At 48.4% G+C, this 24,537-nt stretch carries 27 protein-coding genes; 5 read left to right on the forward strand and 22 right to left on the reverse strand.

Annotation, left to right across the window (positions count from 1 at the left end; translation table 11 throughout):
* Positions 1–14 precede the first annotated feature (14 nt).
* Together tssJ and tagH are read right to left on the reverse strand one after the other, a co-directional pair.
* Positions 15–500: a type VI secretion system lipoprotein TssJ gene (gene tssJ / locus CRO03_RS01420; protein WP_097109789.1), complete on the reverse strand. Its 486-nt coding sequence runs from the start codon at positions 498–500 to the stop codon at positions 15–17.
* Positions 501–522: 22 nt separating this feature from the next.
* A complete protein-coding gene (tagH, locus tag CRO03_RS01425) occupies positions 523–1,833 on the reverse strand; it encodes a type VI secretion system-associated FHA domain protein TagH (RefSeq protein ID WP_141397715.1) in 1,311 nt (436 codons plus the stop codon).
* A gap of 211 nt (positions 1,834–2,044) precedes the next feature.
* Between tagH and CRO03_RS01430 the strand changes: the two genes are divergently transcribed.
* Positions 2,045–4,096 carry a serine/threonine-protein kinase gene (locus tag CRO03_RS01430; protein WP_097109791.1) on the forward strand — a complete coding sequence of 684 codons (2,052 nt, stop codon included), beginning with the start codon at positions 2,045–2,047 and terminating at the stop codon, positions 4,094–4,096.
* On the opposite strand, the gene CRO03_RS01435 is transcribed toward CRO03_RS01430, so the two are convergent.
* From CRO03_RS01435 to CRO03_RS01460, 6 genes are all read right to left on the reverse strand, one after another.
* Positions 4,093–4,893, reverse strand: coding sequence for a cobalamin-binding protein (locus CRO03_RS01435; RefSeq protein WP_245861381.1), 801 nt, complete (start codon positions 4,891–4,893; stop codon positions 4,093–4,095). The genes CRO03_RS01430 and CRO03_RS01435 overlap by 4 nt on opposite strands.
* 62 nt (positions 4,894–4,955) lie before the next feature.
* Positions 4,956–5,606 carry a cob(I)yrinic acid a,c-diamide adenosyltransferase gene (gene cobO / locus CRO03_RS01440; protein WP_097109793.1) on the reverse strand — a complete coding sequence of 217 codons (651 nt, stop codon included), beginning with the start codon at positions 5,604–5,606 and terminating at the stop codon, positions 4,956–4,958.
* A gap of 2 nt (positions 5,607–5,608) precedes the next feature.
* Complete coding sequence (locus CRO03_RS01445; RefSeq protein ID WP_097109794.1) at positions 5,609–6,595, reverse strand: FecCD family ABC transporter permease; 987 nt, start codon at positions 6,593–6,595, stop codon at positions 5,609–5,611.
* The gene (locus CRO03_RS01450; RefSeq protein WP_097109795.1) at positions 6,592–7,377 is read right to left on the reverse strand and encodes an ABC transporter ATP-binding protein; all 786 of its coding nucleotides are present in this window, start codon (positions 7,375–7,377) and stop codon (positions 6,592–6,594) included. Before CRO03_RS01450 ends, CRO03_RS01445 begins: the two co-directional genes overlap by 4 nt.
* 105 nt (positions 7,378–7,482) lie before the next feature.
* Entirely contained in the window at positions 7,483–7,860 is a 378-nt protein-coding gene (locus CRO03_RS01455) for a hypothetical protein (protein ID WP_097109796.1), read from the reverse strand.
* A gap of 110 nt (positions 7,861–7,970) precedes the next feature.
* Positions 7,971–8,282 (reverse strand): YkgJ family cysteine cluster protein, encoded by a 312-nt coding sequence (locus CRO03_RS01460; protein ID WP_097109797.1) that lies wholly within the window; start codon positions 8,280–8,282, stop codon positions 7,971–7,973.
* Positions 8,283–8,398: 116 nt separating this feature from the next.
* Between CRO03_RS01460 and CRO03_RS01465 the strand changes: the two genes are divergently transcribed.
* Entirely contained in the window at positions 8,399–9,142 is a 744-nt protein-coding gene (locus tag CRO03_RS01465; RefSeq protein ID WP_097109798.1) for a MauE/DoxX family redox-associated membrane protein, read from the forward strand.
* Positions 9,143–9,174: 32 nt separating this feature from the next.
* Here CRO03_RS01465 and CRO03_RS01470 read toward each other — a convergent pair whose 3' ends face one another.
* From CRO03_RS01470 to CRO03_RS01520, 10 genes are all read right to left on the reverse strand, one after another.
* Complete coding sequence (locus tag CRO03_RS01470; protein WP_097109799.1) at positions 9,175–9,993, reverse strand: GNAT family N-acetyltransferase; 819 nt, start codon at positions 9,991–9,993, stop codon at positions 9,175–9,177.
* The gene (locus CRO03_RS01475; RefSeq protein ID WP_342745174.1) at positions 9,990–10,112 is read right to left on the reverse strand and encodes a thiol-disulfide oxidoreductase DCC family protein; all 123 of its coding nucleotides are present in this window, start codon (positions 10,110–10,112) and stop codon (positions 9,990–9,992) included. Before CRO03_RS01475 ends, CRO03_RS01470 begins: the two co-directional genes overlap by 4 nt.
* A 68-nt stretch (positions 10,113–10,180) precedes the next feature.
* A complete protein-coding gene (locus CRO03_RS01480) occupies positions 10,181–10,645 on the reverse strand; it encodes a DUF3592 domain-containing protein (protein WP_097109800.1) in 465 nt (154 codons plus the stop codon).
* Positions 10,646–10,790: 145 nt separating this feature from the next.
* A complete protein-coding gene (locus tag CRO03_RS01485; protein WP_141397716.1) occupies positions 10,791–11,114 on the reverse strand; it encodes a VOC family protein in 324 nt (107 codons plus the stop codon).
* Positions 11,115–11,751: 637 nt separating this feature from the next.
* Positions 11,752–12,372, reverse strand: coding sequence for a hypothetical protein (locus CRO03_RS01490; RefSeq protein ID WP_097109802.1), 621 nt, complete (start codon positions 12,370–12,372; stop codon positions 11,752–11,754).
* Between the two features lie 448 nt (positions 12,373–12,820).
* Entirely contained in the window at positions 12,821–13,801 is a 981-nt protein-coding gene (locus tag CRO03_RS01500) for a DUF3466 family protein (RefSeq protein ID WP_170948908.1), read from the reverse strand.
* 98 nt (positions 13,802–13,899) lie between these two features.
* Positions 13,900–14,433, reverse strand: coding sequence for a hypothetical protein (locus tag CRO03_RS01505; protein ID WP_097109805.1), 534 nt, complete (start codon positions 14,431–14,433; stop codon positions 13,900–13,902).
* 55 nt (positions 14,434–14,488) lie between these two features.
* The gene (locus CRO03_RS01510; protein WP_097109806.1) at positions 14,489–14,887 is read right to left on the reverse strand and encodes a hypothetical protein; all 399 of its coding nucleotides are present in this window, start codon (positions 14,885–14,887) and stop codon (positions 14,489–14,491) included.
* A 382-nt stretch (positions 14,888–15,269) separates the two neighbouring features.
* Positions 15,270–16,031, reverse strand: a complete 762-nt coding sequence (locus tag CRO03_RS01515) for an SDR family NAD(P)-dependent oxidoreductase (protein ID WP_097109807.1) — start codon at positions 16,029–16,031, stop codon at positions 15,270–15,272.
* A gap of 93 nt (positions 16,032–16,124) precedes the next feature.
* A complete protein-coding gene (locus tag CRO03_RS01520) occupies positions 16,125–16,526 on the reverse strand; it encodes a GFA family protein (protein ID WP_097109808.1) in 402 nt (133 codons plus the stop codon).
* 187 nt (positions 16,527–16,713) lie between these two features.
* On the opposite strand from CRO03_RS01520, the gene CRO03_RS01525 reads away from it, so the two are divergent.
* Complete coding sequence (locus CRO03_RS01525; protein WP_097110351.1) at positions 16,714–16,956, forward strand: type II toxin-antitoxin system ParD family antitoxin; 243 nt, start codon at positions 16,714–16,716, stop codon at positions 16,954–16,956.
* Positions 16,953–17,252, forward strand: coding sequence for a type II toxin-antitoxin system RelE/ParE family toxin (locus CRO03_RS01530; RefSeq protein ID WP_097109809.1), 300 nt, complete (start codon positions 16,953–16,955; stop codon positions 17,250–17,252). Before CRO03_RS01525 ends, CRO03_RS01530 begins: the two co-directional genes overlap by 4 nt.
* A gap of 449 nt (positions 17,253–17,701) precedes the next feature.
* On the opposite strand, the gene CRO03_RS01540 is transcribed toward CRO03_RS01530, so the two are convergent.
* Entirely contained in the window at positions 17,702–17,938 is a 237-nt protein-coding gene (locus tag CRO03_RS01540; RefSeq protein WP_097109811.1) for a hypothetical protein, read from the reverse strand.
* Positions 17,939–18,415: 477 nt separating this feature from the next.
* Positions 18,416–18,805, reverse strand: coding sequence for a RidA family protein (locus CRO03_RS01545; RefSeq protein ID WP_097109812.1), 390 nt, complete (start codon positions 18,803–18,805; stop codon positions 18,416–18,418).
* A gap of 291 nt (positions 18,806–19,096) precedes the next feature.
* On the opposite strand from CRO03_RS01545, the gene CRO03_RS18580 reads away from it, so the two are divergent.
* Entirely contained in the window at positions 19,097–19,615 is a 519-nt protein-coding gene (locus CRO03_RS18580; protein WP_281256360.1) for a phage integrase N-terminal SAM-like domain-containing protein, read from the forward strand.
* A gap of 519 nt (positions 19,616–20,134) precedes the next feature.
* On the opposite strand, the gene prpF is transcribed toward CRO03_RS18580, so the two are convergent.
* Positions 20,135–21,322: a 2-methylaconitate cis-trans isomerase PrpF gene (gene prpF, locus CRO03_RS01555; RefSeq protein ID WP_097109813.1), complete on the reverse strand. Its 1,188-nt coding sequence runs from the start codon at positions 21,320–21,322 to the stop codon at positions 20,135–20,137.
* A gap of 387 nt (positions 21,323–21,709) precedes the next feature.
* Complete coding sequence (gene acnD / locus CRO03_RS01560) at positions 21,710–24,310, reverse strand: Fe/S-dependent 2-methylisocitrate dehydratase AcnD (RefSeq protein WP_097109814.1); 2,601 nt, start codon at positions 24,308–24,310, stop codon at positions 21,710–21,712.
* Positions 24,311–24,537 lie beyond the last annotated feature (227 nt).

Raw genomic sequence — 24,537 nt, forward strand, 5'->3', positions numbered from 1 at the left:
GCAAACTGCCGCTGTTAGCGGACTGGCCGCTCCAAATCGTGTTCACGGATATACACTGCCAGCTTATCTACATAGACGTAAAAGTCGTCATAACCGGTTGGCTTTACGTCAACAACAGCACGCCAGCGCGCGCCTTCAATATCACGATAAGCAGCAATCACCGCGACTGCCTTGGTGGTCGGTAATAGCGCCATTTTGTATTCGGTACGCTGGCCTGGCTCGAATACCAGTTCATCAATTTTCAGTAAATCGGTGCGCAGAGTCTGCTCAGGGTCATCATACAATGCAAAAAAATCCTGGTTTTCAAATACCGTTTTTGATGCCAGCTCGTACACTCTGATAATCACCGGTGACGGCCGCTCGTCAGCATCAGGGTTAATATCCTCAGCCACTCTGAAATGCAGGGTGGTTGAAGGTGGAAAAGTTGAATAGACAGCCTGACAGCCAGCTAACAAGGTTACAGTTAACATGACGAATACCAGCAGGTAGATCCGTTTCATAAGTGACAACTCCATTGATCTGTCATTTTCTGTTATTTTTAGCCGGGTTAGCTAAATAGTTTTCATAGGCATGGATAAAGTCATCATTTACCCCGCCCTTTGCAGTGCGCGTTACCTCAGAGAGTAATTCCTGATGTAACACCTGATATAAACTCCAGTAGCGGCTGTAACGTTGGGCCGGGTTCACCTTATCAATAAAACTGCTACCAAAATCCCGCTGCTCAATCAGTTCAGGGGTCAGCTGGGTCAATAAACCCTGCATGGCGCCAGCAGCTCCTGCGACAATAGCGGCCTCATGTTGACTGATATCGGCAAAAGCTGCGGTAATGGCCTGGCGCGGCCCCATAAAGCTGCTGGCGTTGTGGTTAAATAAATTGTGAAACGCTTCACTGACGCTGGCAGAAAACTTCAGCGGATTGTTTTCCCGCTGCTGAAAGGTAGTCTGGTTTACCCGCAGAGTATTTTTCATCTCTGAACGCGAGCGCATCACATCAATAACGCCATGTAACGAGGCTTGCAATGCTTCGCCTAACTGGCCCCACCATGCCGGATTTCGCAATTGCTGTTCTGCGGGAGCAGGTACTTTCAACGCGCTGAGAAATGCTTGTAAACACTGCTCGGCATTGGTTTGCTGGCCTTGAGAGCAAGGCGTCAGCGTGCTGCTAACGCTATCAGGCTTTATCTCTGGTGTTGCCAGATTAAGTGGTTCATCAGGTAAGGTTTGCTGCTGCCATTGCGGTTGCCAGTCATCGGGGATCAGACTTTGTGGCGGCGCAAAACTTTCATTCATCATGTCGTTATGAGCCAGCACGTCGTTATCCTGACAAACCAGACTGTCCGCAACCGCTGTCCCGCCAGTCGCAACGCTCCCCGCCGCCGGGCCTGCTCCGTTTTTATTACCATAATCAACCATGGCTAAGTCACTGACAGCCAGCCCCTGACCGGACATGCCAGCGTCAGAACTTGCCAACGGGTCGATAGCGCTCTGGTCTGAAGCAGAGATAATAGCGACTTTAATTTCATAATCGCCAAGACACAGTAAATCGCCATCAACCAGCAGGTGCTTTTTGCCATTGCCAAGCGGGGTTACCGAGCGGTTAACAAACAAACCATTGGTTGAGTTATCCGTGATCCAGAAGCTGTCAGCGTTATAACTAATCTGGCCATGAATACTGGATACGACCCGTTCCGGATCCGGTAAATGCCAGTCAGCATGCTCTGCCCTGCCAAGGGTCCCGCCTTTGCCGTCAAAGCGTTTTACCGCAACCTGACGCGGTGATAAGCGGTGATAACTTAACACCGTCAGTTCCAGCAACATATCCGTCTGACTCACTTAACACTCCCTGCCAGCATTGCATTACTTAACTACATTTAATTTACCAAAAGTTGCAGCGGCAAAGATTAGTGCCTAAAAAGAATCAAGTCAATATATATCTTGTTTACATATTTGCAATTATGCTTGATGTTTTTTCATCTAAAGCTAAAATAGCCGGACGTTAAGCAACACATTACAGCCAGAAGTAAACAAAAAGGTAACCATCGAGATGTCTGATACCGCCGATAAAACCACACCAGCTGATAATACCGCGGCCGGTATTAGAAACGTCACTCGTATTGAGAGCACCAAAACTCCCCTTACTGATGACAATGAAAAAACCCGTTTTGCCCGGTCCAATCAGACAACCGCAACAACGACAACCGCAAGCGATTTAACGGGCAAAACCATAAAGCAACGCTATCTACTGGAATCAAAAATAGGTTCTGGTGGCATGAGTGATGTCTATCGGGCGCGGGATACCTTTTTAGCTGACGCTGGCGTTGCTGAAAGTCAGGTAGCGATTAAAGTCCTGCAACCTCAGTTCGTCAGCCAGCCAGAAGCATTACAATTGTTGTTGCAGGAGGCCCACAGAACCCAGCAACTGTCTCATCCCAATATCGTCAGAGTATTCGATGTTGACTGTGAACAGGACCGCTACTTTATTGTAATGGAATTTCTGGATGGCGAGAGCCTGGATCAGGTGATCAAACGCTACAAACCGAAAGGCCTGCCGCTAAGTGCTGCTATTAAATTACTGGACCAGTTAGGCGCTGCCCTGGCACACGCTCACAGCAAAGGCATCGTCCACGCTGATTTAAAACCGGCAAATATTATGGTGAACCGCAGTGGTCAGTTAAAAGTACTGGATTTTGGTGTGGCTCATACCCTGCAACTTAATCATGATATCTATGCTGCAGAGCAACACAATCCCGCAGCAGCGTTAAGTGGTTACACACCAGCGTACGCCAGTATTGATTTACTGGCCGGTAAAACACCGTCCGTCGCTGATGATACCTTTTCCTTTGCTTGTATCTGCTATGAACTACTCACCAGCAAACATCCGTTTGAGCGGATCCCAGCCGACAAAGCAGCCCAGCAGCAAAAGCAGGCCAATAAACCGGCACATTTGAACCCGCTGCAGTGGCTGGCATTAAAAAAAGCGCTACGCTTTGACAGCACCAGCCGCAACACCAGTATTGAGCAGCTACTAAATGCCCTGAACCATCGCTACTTGCCAGTGGCAGCCGCAGTCTGTGTCGCAGTACTGGCAGCGGGTGGTTTATGGCATATACACAGTCAGCAGCAACAACAACTGCTGACGCTACAACAGCAACAACAGCAGCAACAGCAACAGCACAATAACTACTTGTCATTGGCAGACAGTGAACCAGCCGAGTTTCTCGAGGCATTTTCTACCCTGGAAACAGCCGAACCCATAATACGTTCAGGCTTACTGCGCTTGCAGTCTGATAAGCTGCTGGCCTATTTTGAGCAACAAATAGATAAAGTAATTAGTGACCGACGTTACAATTACCCGGATTACCCGCAAATTGAACAATTACTCATCCAGGCTCGCAGCTTGTATCCCGACTCTCTATATCTGGCAGATATTGCCAGCAGCATGAACCGTAGCAAACAAACCGCGCTGGATGTACTGCGAAATCAACTGAACACCTTGTTAGTTAACCAGCAGTATCTGTCTGATCCGGCACAAACCGATATTTATGACATTGTTGAAGATATTAAACGGATAGATCAAAACTACAGCATAGTACCGGATGAGGCTGAAATCGGCGCGTACCAGAGCGCGTTTGCCGATGCCAGCCGTGAGCATAATGCCCAGGCTCTGCATGCTTTGATAAAAGCCGGCAAGCATGTTTTCGCCGGCAGCGAACAAACCCGGGAGTTACTGCTGCACGGTGAACAGCTGCAAACAGCTGTCGCAGCAATGGCGGCATACCACAGTGCGAAAGAAACAGAGACTCCGCTGCCCTTCCCTCATCAGGAAGCTGCAGTGTTTTATCAGCAAACCTTTGAGCAGCTGAGCGAAGAGTTAACCATCAGCCGCTCAGCGCGGGAGACTGACACCATCTACAAACAATATGAGCATTACAGCAGTCAACTACCGGCTGATTTTAGTTTGCTGGTTGGTTTAAAACGGCAACTGGCCGACAAGTATCTGACCTTATCCGGTGAACTGTTAAAAACTAATCAGGTACGCAATGCTGAACGGTTAATGCGCCGGGCTAATACTCTGATGAGCAGCATTAACAGTTAACGAAAGCGATCCAGCCCCTGGCACAACTGTCTAATCCCCTGCAATGTGCGGGGGCTGGTGCGGTACAGTAAATCAGCGTCAACCGTAATAAACTGGTTGCGCTCTACCGCCGGTATCACCTGAAACGCCTGCCAGAAACTGGTATCTGCCGGCATGGCGCCGACCGTAGCCTGAATTATTACCTGCGGCTGCGCCTGCAACACCTGCTCTATGCCTGGTTGCGGGTAATCGCCCAGCGTATCATCCATAATATTATCAGCTGCACATAACCGGATCGCCTGCGCTGGCCAGGCCTGGTTTGCTACTGACGTCAGCGGCTCGGTGCCCATACTGAAAAAGACCGGCAACCTGGCTTTCATTTTATACTCTGTCTGAATAGCCGCTAATTGTTGTTCAAAGTTTTCTGCCAGCGCGCCGGCCTGCTGCTGATGACCGGTCAGTTGCCCCAGATAACGCAGCTCTGCTGCAATATCGCTGATTAACAACGGATCAGAGAACGCGACATTGATACCAAACTGCTGCAAGCGGCTGATATCGGCAGCAACATTACCGGTTTTCCAGGCGATAACCAGATCGGGTTGTAGGGCCAGAATGGCCTCAAGGTTGATACCGGCATAATTGGCTACCTGCGGCAATTCAACGGCAGCTGGCGGGTAATCACTGTAAGCACTGACCGCAACCAACTGCTCACCGGCACCAATCGCATACAGCAGTTCGGTAATATGCGGTGCTAACGCAATAATGCGTTTGGCAGCAACGGGATCTGGTTGCTTAACCTCTGCTGGTTCAGCAGCCACTGCTGTGACCGGCGGAGCCGCCAGCATAACGAAAAGAACCAAAGTTAAAGATAACGGTTTAATCACCAGTCAAGGCCCCGCTGCGCTTTAATGCCGGCGTCAAAGGCATGTTTAACAACCTGTACTTCACTGACGGTATCGGCCATTTCAATCAACGTACGGTGACAGGAACGGCCGGTAATGACCACATGCTGGGCAGATGGCCGGTTTTGCAGTGCCCGGACAATCTGCTCCAGTTCAATGTAGTGATAACTGACCATATAGGTCAGTTCATCCAGCAACACCAGGTCAATAGCCGGGTCGGCCAGCATTTGTTCGGCCCGTGCCCACACCTGTTCTGCTGCGGCGATATCCGCGGCTTTATCCTGGGTATCCCAGGTAAAACCGGTTGCCATAACGGCAAACTCCACCTGATGCTGCTCTAATAAATTACGCTCACCACACTCCCAGCTGCCTTTAATAAACTGCACCACGCCCGCCTTCAGACCATGGCCAACGGCTCGGGCAACAGTGCCAAACCCTGAGGTGGATTTACCTTTACCATTGCCGGTAATGACCAGTAACAGGCCTTTTTCAACCGTGGCTTTAGCAATACCTTGTTGTACTTGTTGTTGTAACTTTTGTTGCCGCTGCTTATGCCGCTGCTGGCGGATTTGCTCATTTTCAGCGTTGTTACTTACCCCTTTGGTATTTGTTCCGTTGTTATCAGTCATTGCTAAGCTGCACTCCTGCGTTGGCGCATAATTACCAGAAAAAACACACTGCCAAGTACCGAGGTAATAATCCCCAGCGGGATCTCCTGGTTCAGCAAGGCACTACGGGCCAGATTATCTATCCAGACCAGAAATAAGGCGCCAAAAACTGTACAACCTAGCAACAAGGGTACAGCGGTAACGCCGACAAAATAGCGCACAAGATGCGGGATCATTAGCCCGACAAAGGCAATACCGCCGCACTGCGCCACAATACAGGCCGTGACCAGTGCGGTAAATAATAACAATATAAAACGCAACCGGGTTGGGTTAACCCCCAGCGTCTGGGCGCTTTCATCGCTGAGTAACAAGGCATCAAGCTGGCGGCGTAACATCAGTGCGACCAGTAACAATACGCTGACCGCCGGCGCAATTAAACCAACGCTGCCCCAGTCAGTGCGACTTAAACTGCCCATCAGCCAGAAAATCACTTTATTGGCAGCAAAAGGTTCAGCAAAATACAGAATAAAACTGCTGATAGCACTCAGCATAAAGGACACGGCCACCCCGGCCAGTAATGTCATTTCAATTTTTCGCCATTGCCGGCCCATACACACCAGAAATACCAACGCTACCGCAAATAATGCCCCCAGAAACGCGGCAACAGCCAGGCTTAACATATGGGGAGGCAATAAAATGCTGGCGATACTGGCACCGAGGCCAGCGCCCGCCATTAAGCCAAATAAATAGGGATCAGCCAACGGGTTGCGGCTGGCATTTTGCAGTACCGCACCGGCAATCGCTAAGCCGGCACCAACCAACATCGCGCACAGTAAGCGCGGCAGCCGCACCTGCCAGACAATAGTACTGGCCAGCGGATTTTGCTGGCTGCCCAGCAAGGCCTGCCAGACATCAGCCAGCGTTAAACTGGCACTGCCGATGGTCAGGCTTAGCAGGCCGCTTAGCATCAACGCCAGTACCAGCAACCCCAGAGTAAGTTGCTGCTTCATAGCATGCTCCCTCCGGCAAAAAAAGTAATCTGCAACTTGCCATGAACCGGATGCAGGTTAACTTCACAGGGCAGCTGAAACACCGAACCTAGCTGCTCTGCCGTCAGCACTTGCTCAGGGCTACCAAAAGCCAGTAGTTGGCCCTGATGTAGCAGCGCAATCTTATCGCAGTAACGCGAGGCTAAATTAAGGTCGTGCAGGCAGGCCAGCACGGTCTTACCCAGACCACGGCTAAGTTGCAGGATCTGATGCTGATACAGCACATCCAGATGGTTAGTAGGTTCATCCAATAGCAATAGCTCGGCTTGCTGCACCAGCGCCCGGGCCAGATATAACCGTTGCAACTCGCCACCCGACAGGGTTTCTACCAACGCCTGTGCTTTGTGCTGCAAGCCAAGTTGGCTTAATGCCAGCTTTATCTGTTGTTCATCTTCGCTGGTATTGCCATCAAACCAGCCTTTATGCGGCAATAAGCCCATGGCCGCCACCTGATAGACCGTCAGCGCAAACACCGGTGGGCTAACCTGGCTGACACTGGCTATTTTGCAGGCCCGCTGGCGGGCAGTTAATTTACTAAGGGGCCGCTGCTGCAACAGAATATCGCCAGAGCTTAATGGCTGGGTACCATTAATCAGTTTTAACAAGCTACTTTTACCTGCGCCGTTAGGGCCGATAATGCCAATAAAATCACCTTTATTAGCGCTGAAGCTAACTGGCGCTACTATCGGTTGGCCATCAATCACTAATGCGGCCTGATTAAGTCGTAACAACGCCGGGGGCAAACGCAGCTCCTGAATTATCCTGATGAAACAACACTGCCGGCAAAAAGCCGGCAGTGTCTGGGTCTGGTTTTATTTAGACGGCGATAGTAGCCGCTTATACCGGCATTAGTCCAGATTTGCCAGCAAGGTTTTATCTAAACCATCTTCATTTAAAATTTTAACAATGGCCTGGCAGTGGTCCAGGGTAAAGTCCCCCTCGCCTATTTGGGTATTCAGCATTGCCCGGCGTTTTAAAACAATTTCAGAAACTTGTGTACCATCGCCCAGTTTAGCGTGCAGTTTCTCTAACCAGGGATACAGTTTTTGCTCAGCGTCATAAGCAGCCTGGCGCACCTGCGGGTGAAAATCCTGACAGGCATTAATATTCAACAGATAGAAATTTAAATAACCTGCTACGGTTATCAGTTTATAATCCTGAGTGTCTGCCTGCACAGGTGCAGTTACTATCAACGCAGCCACTGCGGCGCCTAACCATTTTTTCATTGTTATTCCCTGCCATCTGTTGCTAATTATGCTACCCAATCTAAACAGAAAATGACCGTTTTGCAATCTTGCAACCAAAAAAAGCCGGCGACAATAGTGATAATCACCAACTAGCAATCCAGCCCATGCTCCGCTCGTTCAGTCAGACAATCGTCTGACGCCATTGCAAATTCCCGGCAGACCCAGGGCCGCTGTTCATAAATCGTGCAGCGATACGTGTCGCGATCTAATGCAGAGCACCAGCCATCAGCCAGCCGTAACATGGTCTCACCGCCCCAATGATCGACTGCGATATGATGATCAGGCACTCCGGTGTCAGAAATTATCATCACTTCTAAGCGGCAACAACACGCCTGACAGTTAGAGCAGCTTACCGTTGCCGGCACCTGTTCGGATGTTATTGTGGTAATTGGAATAGTCATAGTTAAGTTTATCCCGCCATGGACGGCAGACGCAACCGTTGTCAGCCTCTACCGCAGCTACTTGCATTGGCACAGTAAGCAACTAAGGTTAACACTTAACCGGAAAAGGAGCGCTTATGTCAAAAACAGCCACACTTTATCGGATGCTAACCGACGAGCATACTTGTCCCTTTGGTCTGAAATCTAAAGCCCTGCTGCAGCGTCAGGGCTATCAGGTCAATGACAACCATCTGCGTAACAGAGAACAAATTGAAGAATTTAAGCAACAACATAAAGTAGAAACCACACCACAAACCTTTATTGACGATAAACGGATTGGTGGTTACGACCAACTGCTGGACTTTTTTGATAAAACAAAACCCGCTGATAAATTTGCCGCGGCTTACCGGCCGGTGATCGCGATATTTGCCATCGCACTGCTTATGGCACTGGCGATAAACTGGACAACAGGCATTGCCCTGCTATCGATAGCGAGTGTTGAAAAGTTTGTGGCCTGCAGTATGGCGCTGCTGGCACTGCAGAAACTGCAGGATGTCGAAGCATTCAGCAACCAATTCTTAGGTTACGACTTATTGGCCCAACGGTGGGTGCGCTATGCCTATATCTATCCGTTTGCCGAAGCCTACGCCGGTATTGGCATGCTCGCCGGTTTATCTGCCTTTTGGGTGGCGCCGGTGGCCCTGTTTATCGGGGTGGTTGGCGGCATTTCCGTATTTAAAGCCGTTTATATCGATAAACGGGAATTGAAATGTGCCTGTGTCGGCGGCAACAGCGAGGTTCCTTTAGGGTTTGTCTCATTAACCGAAAACCTCTTTATGATTGCCGCCGGCTGCTGGATGCTGGGCAACGCCTTTTATTAAGTTATAAAACGCATATTTAAGCACAGCAACACTTAAGCTACGGGCTCTGACCACACGGCATATTCATTGCCATTAGGGTCAGTAAAGTGAAAGCGGCGGCCCCCGGGGAACTGAAAAATGTCCTGAATAATCTTTCCACCGGCTGCTTTCACGTTATTAAGCGTGGTCTCAAGCTCGTTACTGTACAACACCACCAGCACACTGCCGTTGCTGGTAGTAGCGACCTTTTCCGATTTAAAAAAGCCGCCATCTAAGCCAGCGTTAGCTATTGCCATATAGTCCGGGCCATAATCGATAAACTCCCAGCCAAACACGGTACTAAAAAATACTTTGGTTTGCCCCAGATCGCGTGCCGGCATCTCCAGATAATTAATTTTGCCCGTCTGTTCCATTATCATCTCCTCATTAGCCAGTAGCATATAAACCATATTAGCATCTGATTTTTCAGGCTGTTCGCAAAACCCCAGCCCCTGATAAAGCGACAGCGCCTGAGCATTATCCCGGTAAACGTTCAGGCTTAGCTGCCGGGCACCGCGTTGCCAGGCCAGGTTAATCAGCTGACGGCATAACTCCCCGGCAACGCCCTGCCCCCGCCACTCTGGGTTTATAATAATTCTGGCCAGGTGATAACAGGCATCATTAATATTAATGAGCTGGCCAAAACCTGCCAGGCTGCCCTTCGTTTTATAGCAGTATGAATTATCCGGGCAAAACATAATTTCAGCAGCCAGCTGCACTTGGTTCAATGGGTAGCTTACCCGGGGGCCGGCCCAGGTCCTGCACTCATCAGCGTTGCTTAACCAGCTAATTACCTCAGCCAGATCTGCCGTGGTGGCTTGCTCAATATTCATAAAAACCGGTCTTTTTCGGCCTCAGTCGGCACTCTGCATTCATTGGCTTTGCCAAACAGTTTGTAGCGGTTGCGGGCAAACAAACGATAACACCAATCCCTGACAGGGCGCGGCACCACTTTTAATATGTTGAATAAATACCACTAAGTGTCTGTTATTCATAATTCCTGCGTCGTTGCCGCAAACCCTAGCCGATAACATTGAACCATGCCAACACGGCTATTACCGCACCAATAACGACTGCCAGTACGCCCAGAATTACATCGCTGTAAGGTTTATCCTTTTTCAGGCCGGTAATAATCACCGCATCAGCAGGGTTTCGCGGGTTATAGTAAACGGCAATATCACTGCCAACAGCATGTCGCCTGGCGAAGTCGAGTGTTTCAGGATAAACCATAGTATAGAAGCTTGCGCGCCTGCCACTGTGCGCTGTGCCATCAACCACATAACTATAAGCAACATTAAGTTTTTCAGCGTCGGTTGTTTTACCATCAACCAGCCGTGGCCCCCACAGTTTAACTTCGGTCAGACGCCCGTCAACAACAGGCCAGTGCCGGCTCATTTTTGCTTTTTTGTAACGGCTAATGGCATGCTTCAGCAGATAAATGCCAAACAGCAAAAATGCCACGCCAGCCATCAGAGGCAAGTTCATTAGTTTATCCCTTCAAGCTTCAGTTCCGCCCGCGTCCGCTTACTCAGGCCACTCACCACACTATCCGGTAAGACCCGGCCAGATAAATACCTTGCCGGCGACTTTATCAAGCGGCTAGCTAAGGTGGAGTTGACTGACTGTGTTATTACGCAAACTCGCGTAGCTGAATATGATTACCATCCGAGTCTGCAATATTACATACCGTAAATAATGGGTTTGACCATACACCATCAAAAAACCGACCGCCTAACTCTACAGCTTTCAATTTGGCAGTTTCAAGATCATCAACTGCCATAAACAACTTTATCGTATTGAAATCTGACTGCGGTATCGTTACCGGTGGAATATGAATAATGATGTTAAAGCCGTCTTTTACAAGACTGATAAGCTCTGACGTTTCCCGGGTAACTGTCATCGAAAAAAGCTCAGTGTAAAAGTGAGCGAGAGCCTTAATATTATTTGAGTACACTAAAGCTCCGTGTTTAGCCGGTCCGGTCATTACGTTTCCTGTTTACTCGATGGCGCGCCTCGTTTAAAAACAACAATATTCCCCTTTCTACTTACTTCTTTTAAATGGAAATAACCCAAACCAAAAAGCCCCCTCTAACACGAAACCAAGAATAACAAAGATAAACATTCCGGTTTGGCTGCCCAAACTGTATGAAAATATTGCAGCTACAAGCAGTGCAATAATAATGAAAAACCGATAAAAAGCATTCATAAAATTCCTTAACGCAACGCCCGGCATAAACGCGAGCAACATGTTGACTGTACAGCGGTATTGCCGCACTTATCAGGCAGCTTTCTTACCAAGTATGTATCCCTTAAAAACATAACCCCAGACGTCCTTAATCAGTGGTAATGGGCAGCCACAGGCCGCGGTGTTTATACAGCTTACTTTGCAATCGCTCAAGCGCAGTTGATTACTCAAACTGAGGGATCTGTTTACTTATGGCTACAATATCCGCAGCGCTACCAATTTCTATTTTTATGTTCATAGCTCAACAGAAGGCATACTGCCTGTAACATGCGCGCTCGTGAAATGAAGCCGAAAGTGCAATATAACAGGCGCCATGCCTGCACTAGTTAGGATCGGCGATTCGAATTTAGCTCCCACCCCATGAGCCGTCGTTCTGGCGGAAGAATTGTGATAGCACCAACGCCGCAATGGGAAGCCCGACGCCGTAGCCGAGTATGCCTATCCGCTGCAGCGCCATGTCGCCGACGATGGGGCCGATGGCGCCAAGCACTGATAAGATGCCTGCTGCAAAGAGAGATATTCGCGCAAAAGCCCGGACTCCTGAACCGACGAAAACAAGGGCTGCGCAGAGAAGGGATAGCCCCAAGAAAATATCCCATGCGAGAAGTTCAACGGCATAAAGCGTTGAGGGCCATTCCAGAACGGTAAAATCGGTTTGGCGTCCGGCGGTGAGTGCTAAGAAGTGAACGGCGCTGGTAAGACCCGCCATGACGCCAGCGAAAACCAGGGCCATGACACCAAATACCCTCCGATCCCGGGTCGCTGTTTCGTAAATTGCAGCCATCACGGCAACTACGAGGGGAGCCGACAGCAATGTAAGTGCCTCCATGACGGAGAGGGTCGGATCCACAATTGGTTGGTCGAAACCAGCCTGGGAAATGCCGAATGCTATGACAACCACGTACGCAACACCCACCACGAAAAGGCCAATCGATGAAAGGTACCCTACTCTGTTAACCGGACTCATTAACCGTCTCCCGCATAACGCATCTGTTCTTACCCCTAAATGGCGAACGATAGCTACTTCCGTCCACGTTTTCGTGAGAGATTTTTGAATGCGTTGCTATGCACTTTCTTTAACCTTTGGCACTTTAAGCCGCATGGACAATAATACCATTACGCCACACATCAGACCTGTAGATAAAGAACCGCTTAGACCAGCATCGATGAAAATGGGCTCGAGCAAAAGAGCGCTGACTACAGCCGGAATTATTAATATAGCGGCCCATTTGGGGCTTACATACAGCTGAATAGAATTGCTGCATTTTGGGCAAACTTTTGATTTACCAAATTTGTTCATCTCTTTTGAGAATATGCTCACTGATTCTAAGCAATGTGGGCATTTCATGTAGTACCTCCTTGTATGTGTATAGCGTCAAGTTATCGTGGGCTTAGCCGTCGGGTTCCGCGCCTTATTAAAAGTTTGGATATATGACGAAAGGAACATGCATCCTTCCCTCTAAAGCAACGCCTACAATAACCCCCTCATTATTAATGTCATGAGGAAGGTATGGCTTAATACCCTCTTGAAAATGCCTGTTGAGACTATTAACCTCACCGTTTTTATACAGAAATATATAACTCTCTCTTTGAAATGTTTTGTACCACCCCACAATCTCATTGTTATCATTTATCGCAGTGGCATGACTAACTTTAGCGTCATGTATGTTTATAGGTTTCGTTCCTTCCTCATCGTTATAGTAGAAAGCTTGAACAGCACCATCTTCAGTTTCAGAGGATCCTACAATCACTCCATTATTATTAATATCTTCCCCCCATGAATTGACGCCGCCGAGGGTTGGAATTAATGTAAGTTCTTCTGATTTTAATATGTACGCGCGACGGTAATTTCCTTGTCTATCATGATTCCTCAGCCACACCTCCCCGGTTGATACCGAACTGTCATTAATCGCAGAGATATGCGAACTTATATCACTTAATTTCAAAACAGTTGACTGACCATTTGAAATAAACGAATCATGATTTCCGCCTTTATCCAGCCAGCCGACAATTTCATTGTTGTTATTGATGTCTAGCGCTCCGTAAGCACTACTATCTATGTAAAGCTCTTGAAACTCACCGTCAATATATTTAAAAGCCTTTGTTTTAGCCCCGTATCTATGGAAGCCGATAATAACACCGTTATCATTTATTGCAGTCGGCTGAAGGGTTCCATATAAGGGTGATGATAGTAAAGATGGAAATATGTCGTAATCCGCACCTTTAGCAATAAATATTTTGTTACCGCAACTACCGGTGATAACGCCGCTATTATTTATTGCATATGCATGAGAGTTGTTTCTCGTGCATTGCGCTATTTTTTCAACACGATACAGGCTTTCTGAAAAGCATGTCTGAGCAGCAATGATCAATATGACTGAAAAGTAATACTTCACTTGGAACCTAATTGTATTCTAATGCCGCCAGCTGGGGCAGACAAAACGCGAGGCGGTTGAGGTGACGTCTACATAATGGCCGTTTGTGGCTGCGCTGCTTAGCCTTCATGTTTTATCTCTACCTTTGCATTATCAAATAAGGTAATAAAGTCTTTTTCTTCGAATAGTTTTAAAAACACTGACAAACCTATTTCGGTGATTTCGCTTGGGAACTTCTCAAAACCGGTTGCTACTGAAAAACTCAAACGCCCGGATTGTTCATCCCGAATTATTTGCTGTGTTGCAATAAAGTTTTTCACTGCTTCATTTGACAGCTTAAGAATGTACTCAGTTTTTCCTGCTGACTTTGAAAATAAACCCGTCATTGGCTCAATATTAAGTTCGTCAACCAGAAGCAAGGGAAACTTAAATTCTCTCAGGCCTTTTTCAGTGGTTAGTTCAAGAGTCAATTCCGCGCTGTCAATATCAGCTCGGACAGGCTCATCAACTTGTATCTTTGCCCTAAGGTCCTGGGGCTGTATTTTAATAAAGTCATCTTTACCAAATGAACGTAATTCAAGCATTGTTCCCAATGGCACGCTGGTACAGCTGCTTAATAAAATGGCAATTACAATAACAGCAAATCTTGTCACACAGACCATCCTTGTTTTGAAGGAACCATACCGCAGCCAACGGCCATACTAACCATTATCTGGCTGCAGGCGCGGAGTTCTTGCCGTAGCTGGCATGATCTACCAGGACCACCATAATATCACCCACAACTGCAGTACCATTTGAATCTATTTTTATAGATTCTCCATTAACGGTTAAATCTAAATAATCGACGGAAGTTGCTACGTTGGGCTGTGCTTTCTTTAAAGACAAAGCAACACGCTTTCCATCTTTGGAATCGATAGCCGTAATGAACTCGGCATCTTTAGTTATCAGGGCAGGCTCCATAAGCTCTTCAGCTATTTGATACACGCCAATAGACATGTCTGATGATGCGCTTTTCTTTTCACCCGGTTGAGCTATTGCTGTCAGCGAATAGACCACCGCGGCTCCAACCACCAGGGCAAGTAAATGTGTAGATACCGTTTTAAGCACTGAAATTTCTCCTTGTGATGGTTAATAGCTTTGTAGTTTGTAACGTCCACACTGTCATGATGTGTAAATTACATTCTATCTTTTGTAAATGAAATGAAGTTACCCAATAAATTTCAGTAAATCAATACATTTCTGGCGAGTTATCTGGTACAGCCTGGGGAAAGCATGGTGCACGCTTGCGGTTTACTTGCTAACAATTAATTTACTAACTGCTGTGCGTATATACACCGCCATTTGCGTAAGAGGTGTTGCTTATGGCATCGGCATTTTTACAGTACATTGCTGAATTTATGTCTGTCCACGTTGTTTGTGTTCGGTTTGTGTTCGGAATGAAATTCAGTAACTCGTTAGCTTTTATTCTTAGGCAGAAGGTGGATATCCCCTAGATGTTCGCTTTGCGCTGTCCACCATCGACACCGAGGCACACGCCTGTGATCCAGCTCGCTGGTTCGGAGACCAGAAAGACGGCTGCATTGGCCACCTCTTCAGGGGTGCCCATCCTACCCCATGGAATATTTCCAAGCATCATCGAGTAGAATTCTGGGTCACTCTGCCTGGTCGCCTCCCACAGGCCGCCTGCAAACTCGATAGAGCCTGGTGCAATCACATTGACGCGGATCTTCTGAGGAGCGAGGGAAACCGCCAAAGTCTTCGAGTGGCTTATTAGGGCAGCCTTTGCAGCGGCGTAAGCAGGTGGAGAGCCAGCTTCCAATCCTGAGACGGATGAAATGTGTAGGATGCATCCACCACCACTTTCGGCGAACCAGGGAACCACCTTCCAGCTGGCCCTAACGGCGGCCATGACGTCGACGTCAAAGCCACTTCGCCAGCCGGCCTCGTCATCGGCGAAGCTACTGGCAAGTGCAGATGGATTGTTGACCAGGATATCGAGACGACCGAACGCTTTTCGGGCCGACTCGAGAAAGCCGTCAAGAGCCGCCGGATCGGAAACATCGCAAACGGCCGCCAAAACTTCGCCGCCTTGTTCGCGAAGCAGCCTTTCGGTATCACGCAACGCCTCGTCGCCACGAGCACAGACGGCAACGTTCGCCCCCTCCTCGGCCAGGGCAAGCGCGATCGCCCGACCGATTCCCTTGCTGCCGCCAGTCACGACGGCACACTTTCCACGAAGTCCAAGGTCCATTACTCATTCCTTTATGCTTATCGCCCAACGCCCCTGCGCAGCGAGTCCGGCGCCGACAGGCGTGCACTGCCACTGCTTGTTTGTGATAGCTGCTCACTCTGGCAGCCCCTCGAATTCTGGCACATCACATAAACCTCTATCCCAAACAGCTTTGCTAGATGTAAAGATGTGAGCTGTTGGTGACATAGAGACTTGCGTATCCAAACACCCGGCGGGAATGGCGAGCAAACCTACCTCATGAATGCTTGGCAATGCTGAACCGCAGAACTTACAAAAACTTCTCTTATGGCGAGTGCCTGGAAGCGTAAAGCTAGTCACAGAATCTGAGCCTGTCAACCAGGTCAACTTAGCTGACTTCGAAAATAAATTGGCCGCATGAGCAGACCCGGTATCCTTTTGGCAATGCTGACAATGACACAGGTAAAAGCCGTCGAACTTTCCTTGCACTTTAAATTTTGCATTGCCACACAGACAAGAACCAAAATAATCAGTCATCAAGTTTTCCTCTAATGCCTGTAGATCGCGTACACATGACGCCCAAATTTAGCGCGGAAAGCCGCGCAGCGGGTTGACGTCGCAGCCAGCGCCTTTTGCTGGCGATAAAATTTGTTTGTTATGTGCCTTGCTCACAATTCCACTTAATACCATAATTAGGTATCTTTTGGTATCCGAAGAACTACACATGGCCAAGAACACAAGCATAACTATTGGAGAACACTTTGAGGGCTTTATTGCAAGCCAGATCCAAAGTGGGCGTTACGGCTCAGCGAGTGAAGTCATTCGCTCAGCGCTACGCTTACTCGAAAACCAAGAAACCAAACTTAACTCACTTCGTCAACTACTTGTCGAAGGTGAACAAAGCGGTGACGCAGAATATGACCTCGATAGCTTTATCAATGAACTTGATAGTAAAAACTCTCGATGAAGCCATTTAATCTCACCGTTGCTGCTAAAACCGATTTGCGAGATATCGCATTATTTAGCCAGCGTCGCTGGGGAAAAGAGCAACGAAATATCTATTTAAAACAATTTGATGATTCATTTTGGTTTTTAGCAGAAAACCCCTACACCGGTAAAACATGCGATGAAATCAGAATCGGATATCGTAAATTCCCTCAAGGTAGCCACGTCATCTTTTATCAACAGATCGGCAGTCAACAAATTAAAATCATCCGTATTCTGCATAAGAGTATGGATGTTAATCCGATACTTGGCGCATAACGCCCACAGCACACGCGAGCAACTTGTTGCGAGCGCTGAAGGCGCGTTGTACTGGCGTTTGTTATATTCCGAACGCAAAGCTAAACACTAAACCAGTTAAAAGTAGCAAAAAACCAAAAATTTGAATGAAGATATCTAATTGACGAGCCTCATTATTCCCTTTAATTAGCGTTGAAAACGACAACTTTTGAGTAAATAAGTCTCTCGGCACAAGCCGGATACTAGAATACCCCAAACATACAAAGCCTAAAGCCTGGAGAAACAATGAAATTCTTTGTTCGAACACAAAAGTAATAATTGTGATAATCCCGACAAGGAACAAAAATATGCTCGGCCAATGTAGATTTTTCTTTTTTTTCATTCGTGAAGCAACTCCTTACTTTTTAATGCCTTAGAATATAAAACGACATGCAGTAGGAGCGCCCCTTGCCTGCGTTTGTTAAATGCACTTACTCTCCGCCAAGCTCGAAGTAAGTTTTCTTGTCTTCTTCTGGGTAGTCAGTTGTGTAAGGCCCCCAGCCCATATACTCGTAGTACTTGGCCATTGCCTCAAAATGTGACGAGGCTTCACACGTCCATACGAGCTTAGCCCCGGGCTCTAGTAGACGGCGCGCATCATCGCCGTGGCGGCCAGCAAGGCAAAATGTTTGCTCATCCTCACTTTCTATCCAGAGCTCATGCTTCATAGTTGGTCTTGGCATTTAACGCCCGCAGCACAGACCGAAACCCGCGCAGCGTTTGAGGTCCAGGCCACGTAGTGGCCTATTGTGACTGCGTTTGTTAGTCATATCCTTGTCCGCAAATGCTATACGTCAGTTTTATAGTAAAGCCACGCCCAAAAAGCGAGGAGCATATCTATAAACATAAAAAAACCTACTGAAACTAAAAACAGAATAAAAGTATCAGCAATAAAAGCTGAAAAAATGGCGCTGATTACAAGCATTAAAGGGAATCGATTTCTGAAATACGTTTCTCCTTTAAACCGGCGATGTCTATATAAAAGCAAGTCCAAAAATGAATCCATAACGTCTCAGTAATCCAAACCGGCTAACGCTAAGCTAACGGGCAGTGACGTAGCGGCATAATCGCGAAGCACCGCTGCGTGACTGTCCCAGTGTGTTACGCAGTGCTACACGTGTTAAGCGTCTTGTTAGATGCCCGCTCTACAGATGAGCAATGCATTTAATTTCAATTTTTAGTTCGGGTTGGACAAGTGCAACTACCTGGACTACAGTTTGGCAAACTTCGGGCATTCCTCCATATGCAGATTCCCTTTCGCCATAAACTGTTTCAACGTTTCCCATTAACTCATCCATGTTGGTGACAAAGAAAGTTTCATCAACGATATTGCTCATATCTGCCCCGAACTGTGATAACACATTCTTCATATTTGAGTAGGCAATTGCGGTTTGTTCAGCAATATCAGCTGGGACAATTCCACTATCATTGATCCCAACTTGTCCCGCCATATAAAGAACGTTCCCAACTCGAGTGCCTTGCGCAATAAAATCCTTGAACGGGCCGCTTCTATAGGTTTCTTTCTCAATTGTCATTGTTGAGTCTTCCTTTAGTTTTTGTGGGAATCTAACAATTTAATAGAAGGCACAATGCCCGCAAGTCGCGCCAGCAAGTCGCCTTCACCAAAAAAATTAATTCCCCAAAACTAACCCGAAAAACACTGGTTATCAACAACTTTTTGTTTACCACTGTTAATAAAATTAACTAAAAGCAGGCGTTGTGCCCGCAAGTTGGTGGATATTTAACTCAGACCAGACTACTGTATAAATAAACACTACCAAGGTGACGCTATTGCATCCCCGTTTCTGGAATATATCGCCGATTTTATGAGAACCCGCCGCTATGCCAAGCGGACTATTGATACCTACCTGTATTGGATCAGGTTTTATATATTGCACAACAACAAACAGCATCCTAATGCACTTGGCGATCAGGAAGTTGAACAGTTTTTGTCTTTTCTATCAAACCAACGCAGTGTTGCAGTAAAAACGCAAGCAACGGCACTAAATGCATTGAGTTTTCTGTATAAACATATTGTTCAGCGACCACTGTCTTTGCAGCTAAATTTTAATAAAGCCCGCATAGCACAAAAGTTGCCAGTGGTATTAACCCAAGCCGAAATACAACAACTCCTGTTAGTGATAGATCCCAAATACAAATTGATAGCCCAACTATTGTACGGCAGTGGTTTACGCCTGATGGAAGCAGTACGCCTTCGGGTGCAAGATATTGATTTTGACTACTTGTCAGTAATGGTGTGGCAGGGTAAAGGTAATAAAAAACCGCCGGGTTACGCTGGCAGCAGAGTTGGTTCCTGTTTTACATATCCAAATTCATCAAATTGAGCAGTATTTTCAGGCTGACTTCTATAACCCACACTATGCCGGCGTATGGCTTCCGAATGCTCTCGCCCGAAAATACCCGGCAGCTCCCAGAGAAATCGGATGGCAGTATTTATTTCCATCCAGCCAGTTAAGTGTTGACCCGGAATCTAAACTGCTGCGGCGTCACCATATAGATGAAACTACTGTAAGGCGAGCCATTAAATTGGCGGCTCGACAGGCCAAAATTAAGAAAAATGTCACCTGCCATACCTTACGGCACAGCTTTATAAAATGCTTCCATGCATTTTATCCTTCGGACCAGCCTGCGGCTGTTCAAATCCATTCCTGATGAATTTGTGCCACTCATCTTCTGGATCCGGCGCTGATATCCGCACTGTACAAGCTTGGCCACACCGACGTCAGGACGACTCAGATATACACTCATGTGCTGAAACATGGCGCAAGTGGCGTCAGAAGCCCGCTATCACAACTGCTATAAAAAAGGGCGACGCAGTGCCCGGTTTAACTGGTAGTTTCTGGCTAGAAGCAATCACCCGGCACGCGAACCCAGCCTTCCATTAACACCCGGGCGCTGCGGCTCATAATGGCTTTGGTTACTGTCCATTCACCGTCTACTTTCTCAGCTGCCGCACCTACTTTTAAGGTGCCTGATGGGTGGCCGAAGCGCACGGCTTCGCGTGCTGTGCCACCCGCTGCCAGGTTTACCAGGGTGCCGGGTATCGCCGCTGCAGTGCCAATAGCCACTGCAGCGGTGCCCATCATGGCGTGGTGTAACTTACCCATAGACAATGCCCGTACCAACAGGTCAATATCAGTAGCGGCTACCTGTTTGCCGCTGGATGAGACATAGGCCTGAGGCGGCGCGACAAAGGCGACCTTTGGTGTATGCTGGCGCACAGCGGCCTGCTCAATATCATTGATTAACCCCATTTTCAGCGCACCGTGGGCGCGGATGGTTTCAAAACGTTGTAAGGCATTGTTGTCGCCATTTATTGCGTCTTGTAACTCAGTGCCGCTGTAGCCAATATCGGCAGCATTAACGAAAATGGTCGGAATACCAGCGTTAATCAGGGTTACTTTGAGGCGGCCGATACCCGGCACATCCAGCTCGTCAACCACATTGCCGGTAGGGAACATCGCGCCCCCACCCTCGCCTGCATCGGCGGCCGGGTTTAAAAACTCTATTTGTACTTCAGCTGCCGGAAAGGTTACACCGTCCAGCTCAAAGTCACCGGTTTCCTGTACTTCGCCGTTTGTCATAGGCACATGGGCAATAATGGTTTTATTAATATTGCCTTGCCAAATTCGTACGGTGCAAACGCCGTTTTCAGGCACCCGTTCTTTAGCAACCAGGCCATTGCTGATAGCAAATGAACCTACCGCAGCACTTAAGTTACCGCAGTTACCACTCCAGTCGATAAACGGCTTGTCTATGGCCACCTGACCAAATATATAGTCAACATCATGGTCGGCTTTGCTGCTTTTACTTAAAATTACCGCTTTGCTGGTGCTGGAGGTGGCACCACCCATACCATCGGTATGCTTACCATAAGGGTCAGGGCTGCCAATAACCCGCAACAATAAACTGTCACGCGCTGCGCCCGGCATCCGGGCCGCTTCGGGTAAGTCGTCCAGTTTAAAAAATACCCCTTTTGAGGTTCCGCCCCGCATATAGGTGGCAGGGATTCTAATTTGTGGTGTGGTCATAAATACCTGTCTGTTCTATTCGTTCATCTGTTAAGTCCGAGCCGAAAATCTCTTTTTACTCATAACGGCAAATACATCGCGTTGAGTACGAGCCGACAACCCTATTTTGCTCGCCGCAGCAACTCCTGAACGCTTGCGCGTTCACTCAGACACTCTACGGCGACAAAACAGGGCATCGACTCTCCCTCATTAAATGAGGAGTTAAATTCCTGTGAGATTGCCGCTCTTTTTGGTCGATATTAGCTGAACGTGAAAGCGAAGGTTGGAATCCCGGAAAAGTCGACACAGAGTGTCTGAACGAGCGCGCCAGCAGCGAGAGAGTTGCTGTGGCGAGCTTTCGGGGAGTTGCAACCGAAGCCCCAAAAGGACTATGGCTATCTGTTACAGTTAAACCGCGCCCTGCAAAAAGTCCTGCGCGAAGCGCTGCAGTACACCGCCTGCTTCATATATCGACAACTCTTCGCCCGTATCCAGGCGGCAGGTTACCGGCACCTGCAGGCTTTCGCCATTAGTACGGTGAATAACCAGTGTCAGCTCGGCCCTTGGCTTGCGTTCGCCTTTAACATCATAGGTTTCAGTGCCATCCAACTTAAGCGTTTCACGGGTAGTGCCTGGTTTAAACTCCAGCGGCAACACGCCCATACCAATTAAATTGGTCCGGTGAATACGCTCAAAGCCCTCTGCGGCAATCGCCTCAACCCCGGCTAACCGCACGCCTTTGGCTGCCCAGTCACGTGACGAGCCCTGGCCATAGTCGGCACCGGCAATAATAATAAGCGGCTGCTTGCGCTGCATGTAGGTTTCAATCGCTTCCCACATCCGCACCACCTTGCCTTCCGGTTCCAGCCGGGTCAATGAGCCCTGCTTCACCTTGCCATCTACTACTGCCATTTCGTTAATCAGCTTAGGGTTAGCAAAGGTTGCCCGCTGCGCCGTTAAATGATCGCCACGGTGGGTCGCGTACGAGTTAAAATCTTCTTCCGGCAAGCCCATTTTATGCAGGTATTCACCGGCAGCACTGTCTAGCATAATGGCGTTCGACGGCGATAAATGGTCAGTAGTAATGTTGTCGCCCAGCACCGCCAGTGGCCGCATACCGGTTAAGCTGCGCTCACCGGCAATGGCGCCCTCGCCCTCTGTTGCCCAGTAAGGCGGGCGGCGAATATAAGTACTTTGTGGCCGCCAGTCATACAATGGCGTTACCTTGTCACCGTAATCAACATCAACTGCAAACATCGGCTCGTACACCCGGCGGAACTGATCCGGTTTAACACTTTTTGCCACCACAGCATCAATTTCAGCATCATCCGGCCAGATATCTTTTAAGGTAATGGCATTGCCTTTATCGTCATAACCTAAAATATCTTTTTCGATATCAAAGCGGATAGTACCGGCAATAGCATAAGCCACTACTAAAGCTGGCGAGGCCAGAAAAGCCTGCTTGGCGTAAGGGTGAATACGACCATCAAAGTTACGGTTACCTGATAACACCGCTGTGGCGTATAAATCACGCTCTACCACTTCCTTTTGAATAACCGGGTCCAGCGCACCGCTCATGCCGTTGCAGGTGGTACAGGCAAAGCCGACAATACCAAAGCCCAGCTGTTCCAGCTCAGACAATAAATTGCCTTCTTCCAGATACAACTGCACCGCCTTGGAGCCCGGTGCCAGTGAGGTTTTCACCCACGGCTTACGGGTTAAGCCTTTGGCATTGGCGTTACGGGCCAGTAAGGCGGCGGCAATTACATTGCGCGGGTTAGAGGTATTGGTACAACTGGTAATGGCAGCAATAATAACCGCGCCATCCGGCATTTTGCCCTCTTCAAGCTCATACTTACCGGCAATGCCACGGGCTGCTAACTCACTGGTTGCCAGGCGGGCATGCGGGTTCGATGGCCCGGCCATGGTACGACCCACACTGGATAGATCAAACTTCAGTACCCGCTCGTATTCAGCTGTTTTTAAACTATCAGCCCATAAACCGGCCGTTTTGGCATAGGTTTCGACCAGTTGCACCTGTTTCGCCTCACGGCCCGTCAGGGTTAAATAGTCCAGCGTTTGCTGATCGATATAAAACATTGCTGCGGTAGCGCCGTATTCCGGCGTCATATTAGATATGGTTGCCCGGTCACCTAAACTCAGGCTGCTGGCGCCTTCGCCGTAAAACTCCAGATAGCTGGATACCACTTTTTGCTTGCGCAAAAACTCGGTCAGCGCCAGCACGATATCGGTGGCCATAATGCCGGGCTGGGCTTTGCCGGTAAGCTCTACCCCGATAATATCGGGCAGGCGCATCCAGCTGGCACGACCAAGCATCACGCTTTCGGCCTCTAAGCCGCCGACACCAATAGCGATAACGCCCAGGGCGTCAACGTGTGGTGTGTGACTGTCGGTACCCACTAAGGTGTCGGGAAACGCTACCCCATCCAGAGAATGAATTACCGGAGACATCCGCTCTAAATTAATCTGGTGCATAATGCCGTTACCCGGTGGGATAACATCGACATTTTTAAAGGCCTTTTTGGTCCAGTTTATAAAGTGGAAGCGGTCGTCATTGCGCCGATCTTCAATAGCGCGGTTTTTATCAAAGGCATCAGCCTCAAAACCGGCATGTTCTACCGCCAGTGAATGATCCACAATTAACTGGGTTGGCACTACCGGGTTTACTTTAGCCGGGTCGCCGCCTTGCTCAGCTATCGCATCACGCAAGCCAGCTAAGTCGACCAACGCGGTCTGGCCTAAAATATCATGGCAAACCACCCGCGCCGGGTACCACGGAAAATCGAGATCGCGCTGGCGGTAGATAAATTGTTTCAACGAGTCTGTCAGGGTTGCCTTGTCACAGCGGCGCACCAGGTTTTCTGCAAATACCCGTGAGGTATAAGGCAGTTTGGCGTAAGCGCCGGGTTCAATAGCATCGACGGCGGCCTGAGTATCAAAATACTCCAGGTTGGTGCCGGGCAGTTTTTTACGATATTCGCTGTTCATTGTAGTTACCTGTCTGGCAGAAGAGAGTAAAGCCCGATATTACACGGTGGAAGAATCGGTTTGCCCTAAGCCGACCGTTGAAGCCCTGGACGGGCGTAAACGAGCCCCCATGGATGGGTTCACGGCGTGTCGGCGTGGGCAAACCGGTTCGTTCACAAACTTACCGGTTTATTTGCTGGCTAAACGCTCTCTAAAAATTCGGGTTAATATGCAACCTATCGGTTGGA

The organism is Arsukibacterium tuosuense, assembly GCF_900215315.1.
GTDB lineage: Bacteria > Pseudomonadota > Gammaproteobacteria > Enterobacterales > Alteromonadaceae > Alishewanella > Alishewanella tuosuense.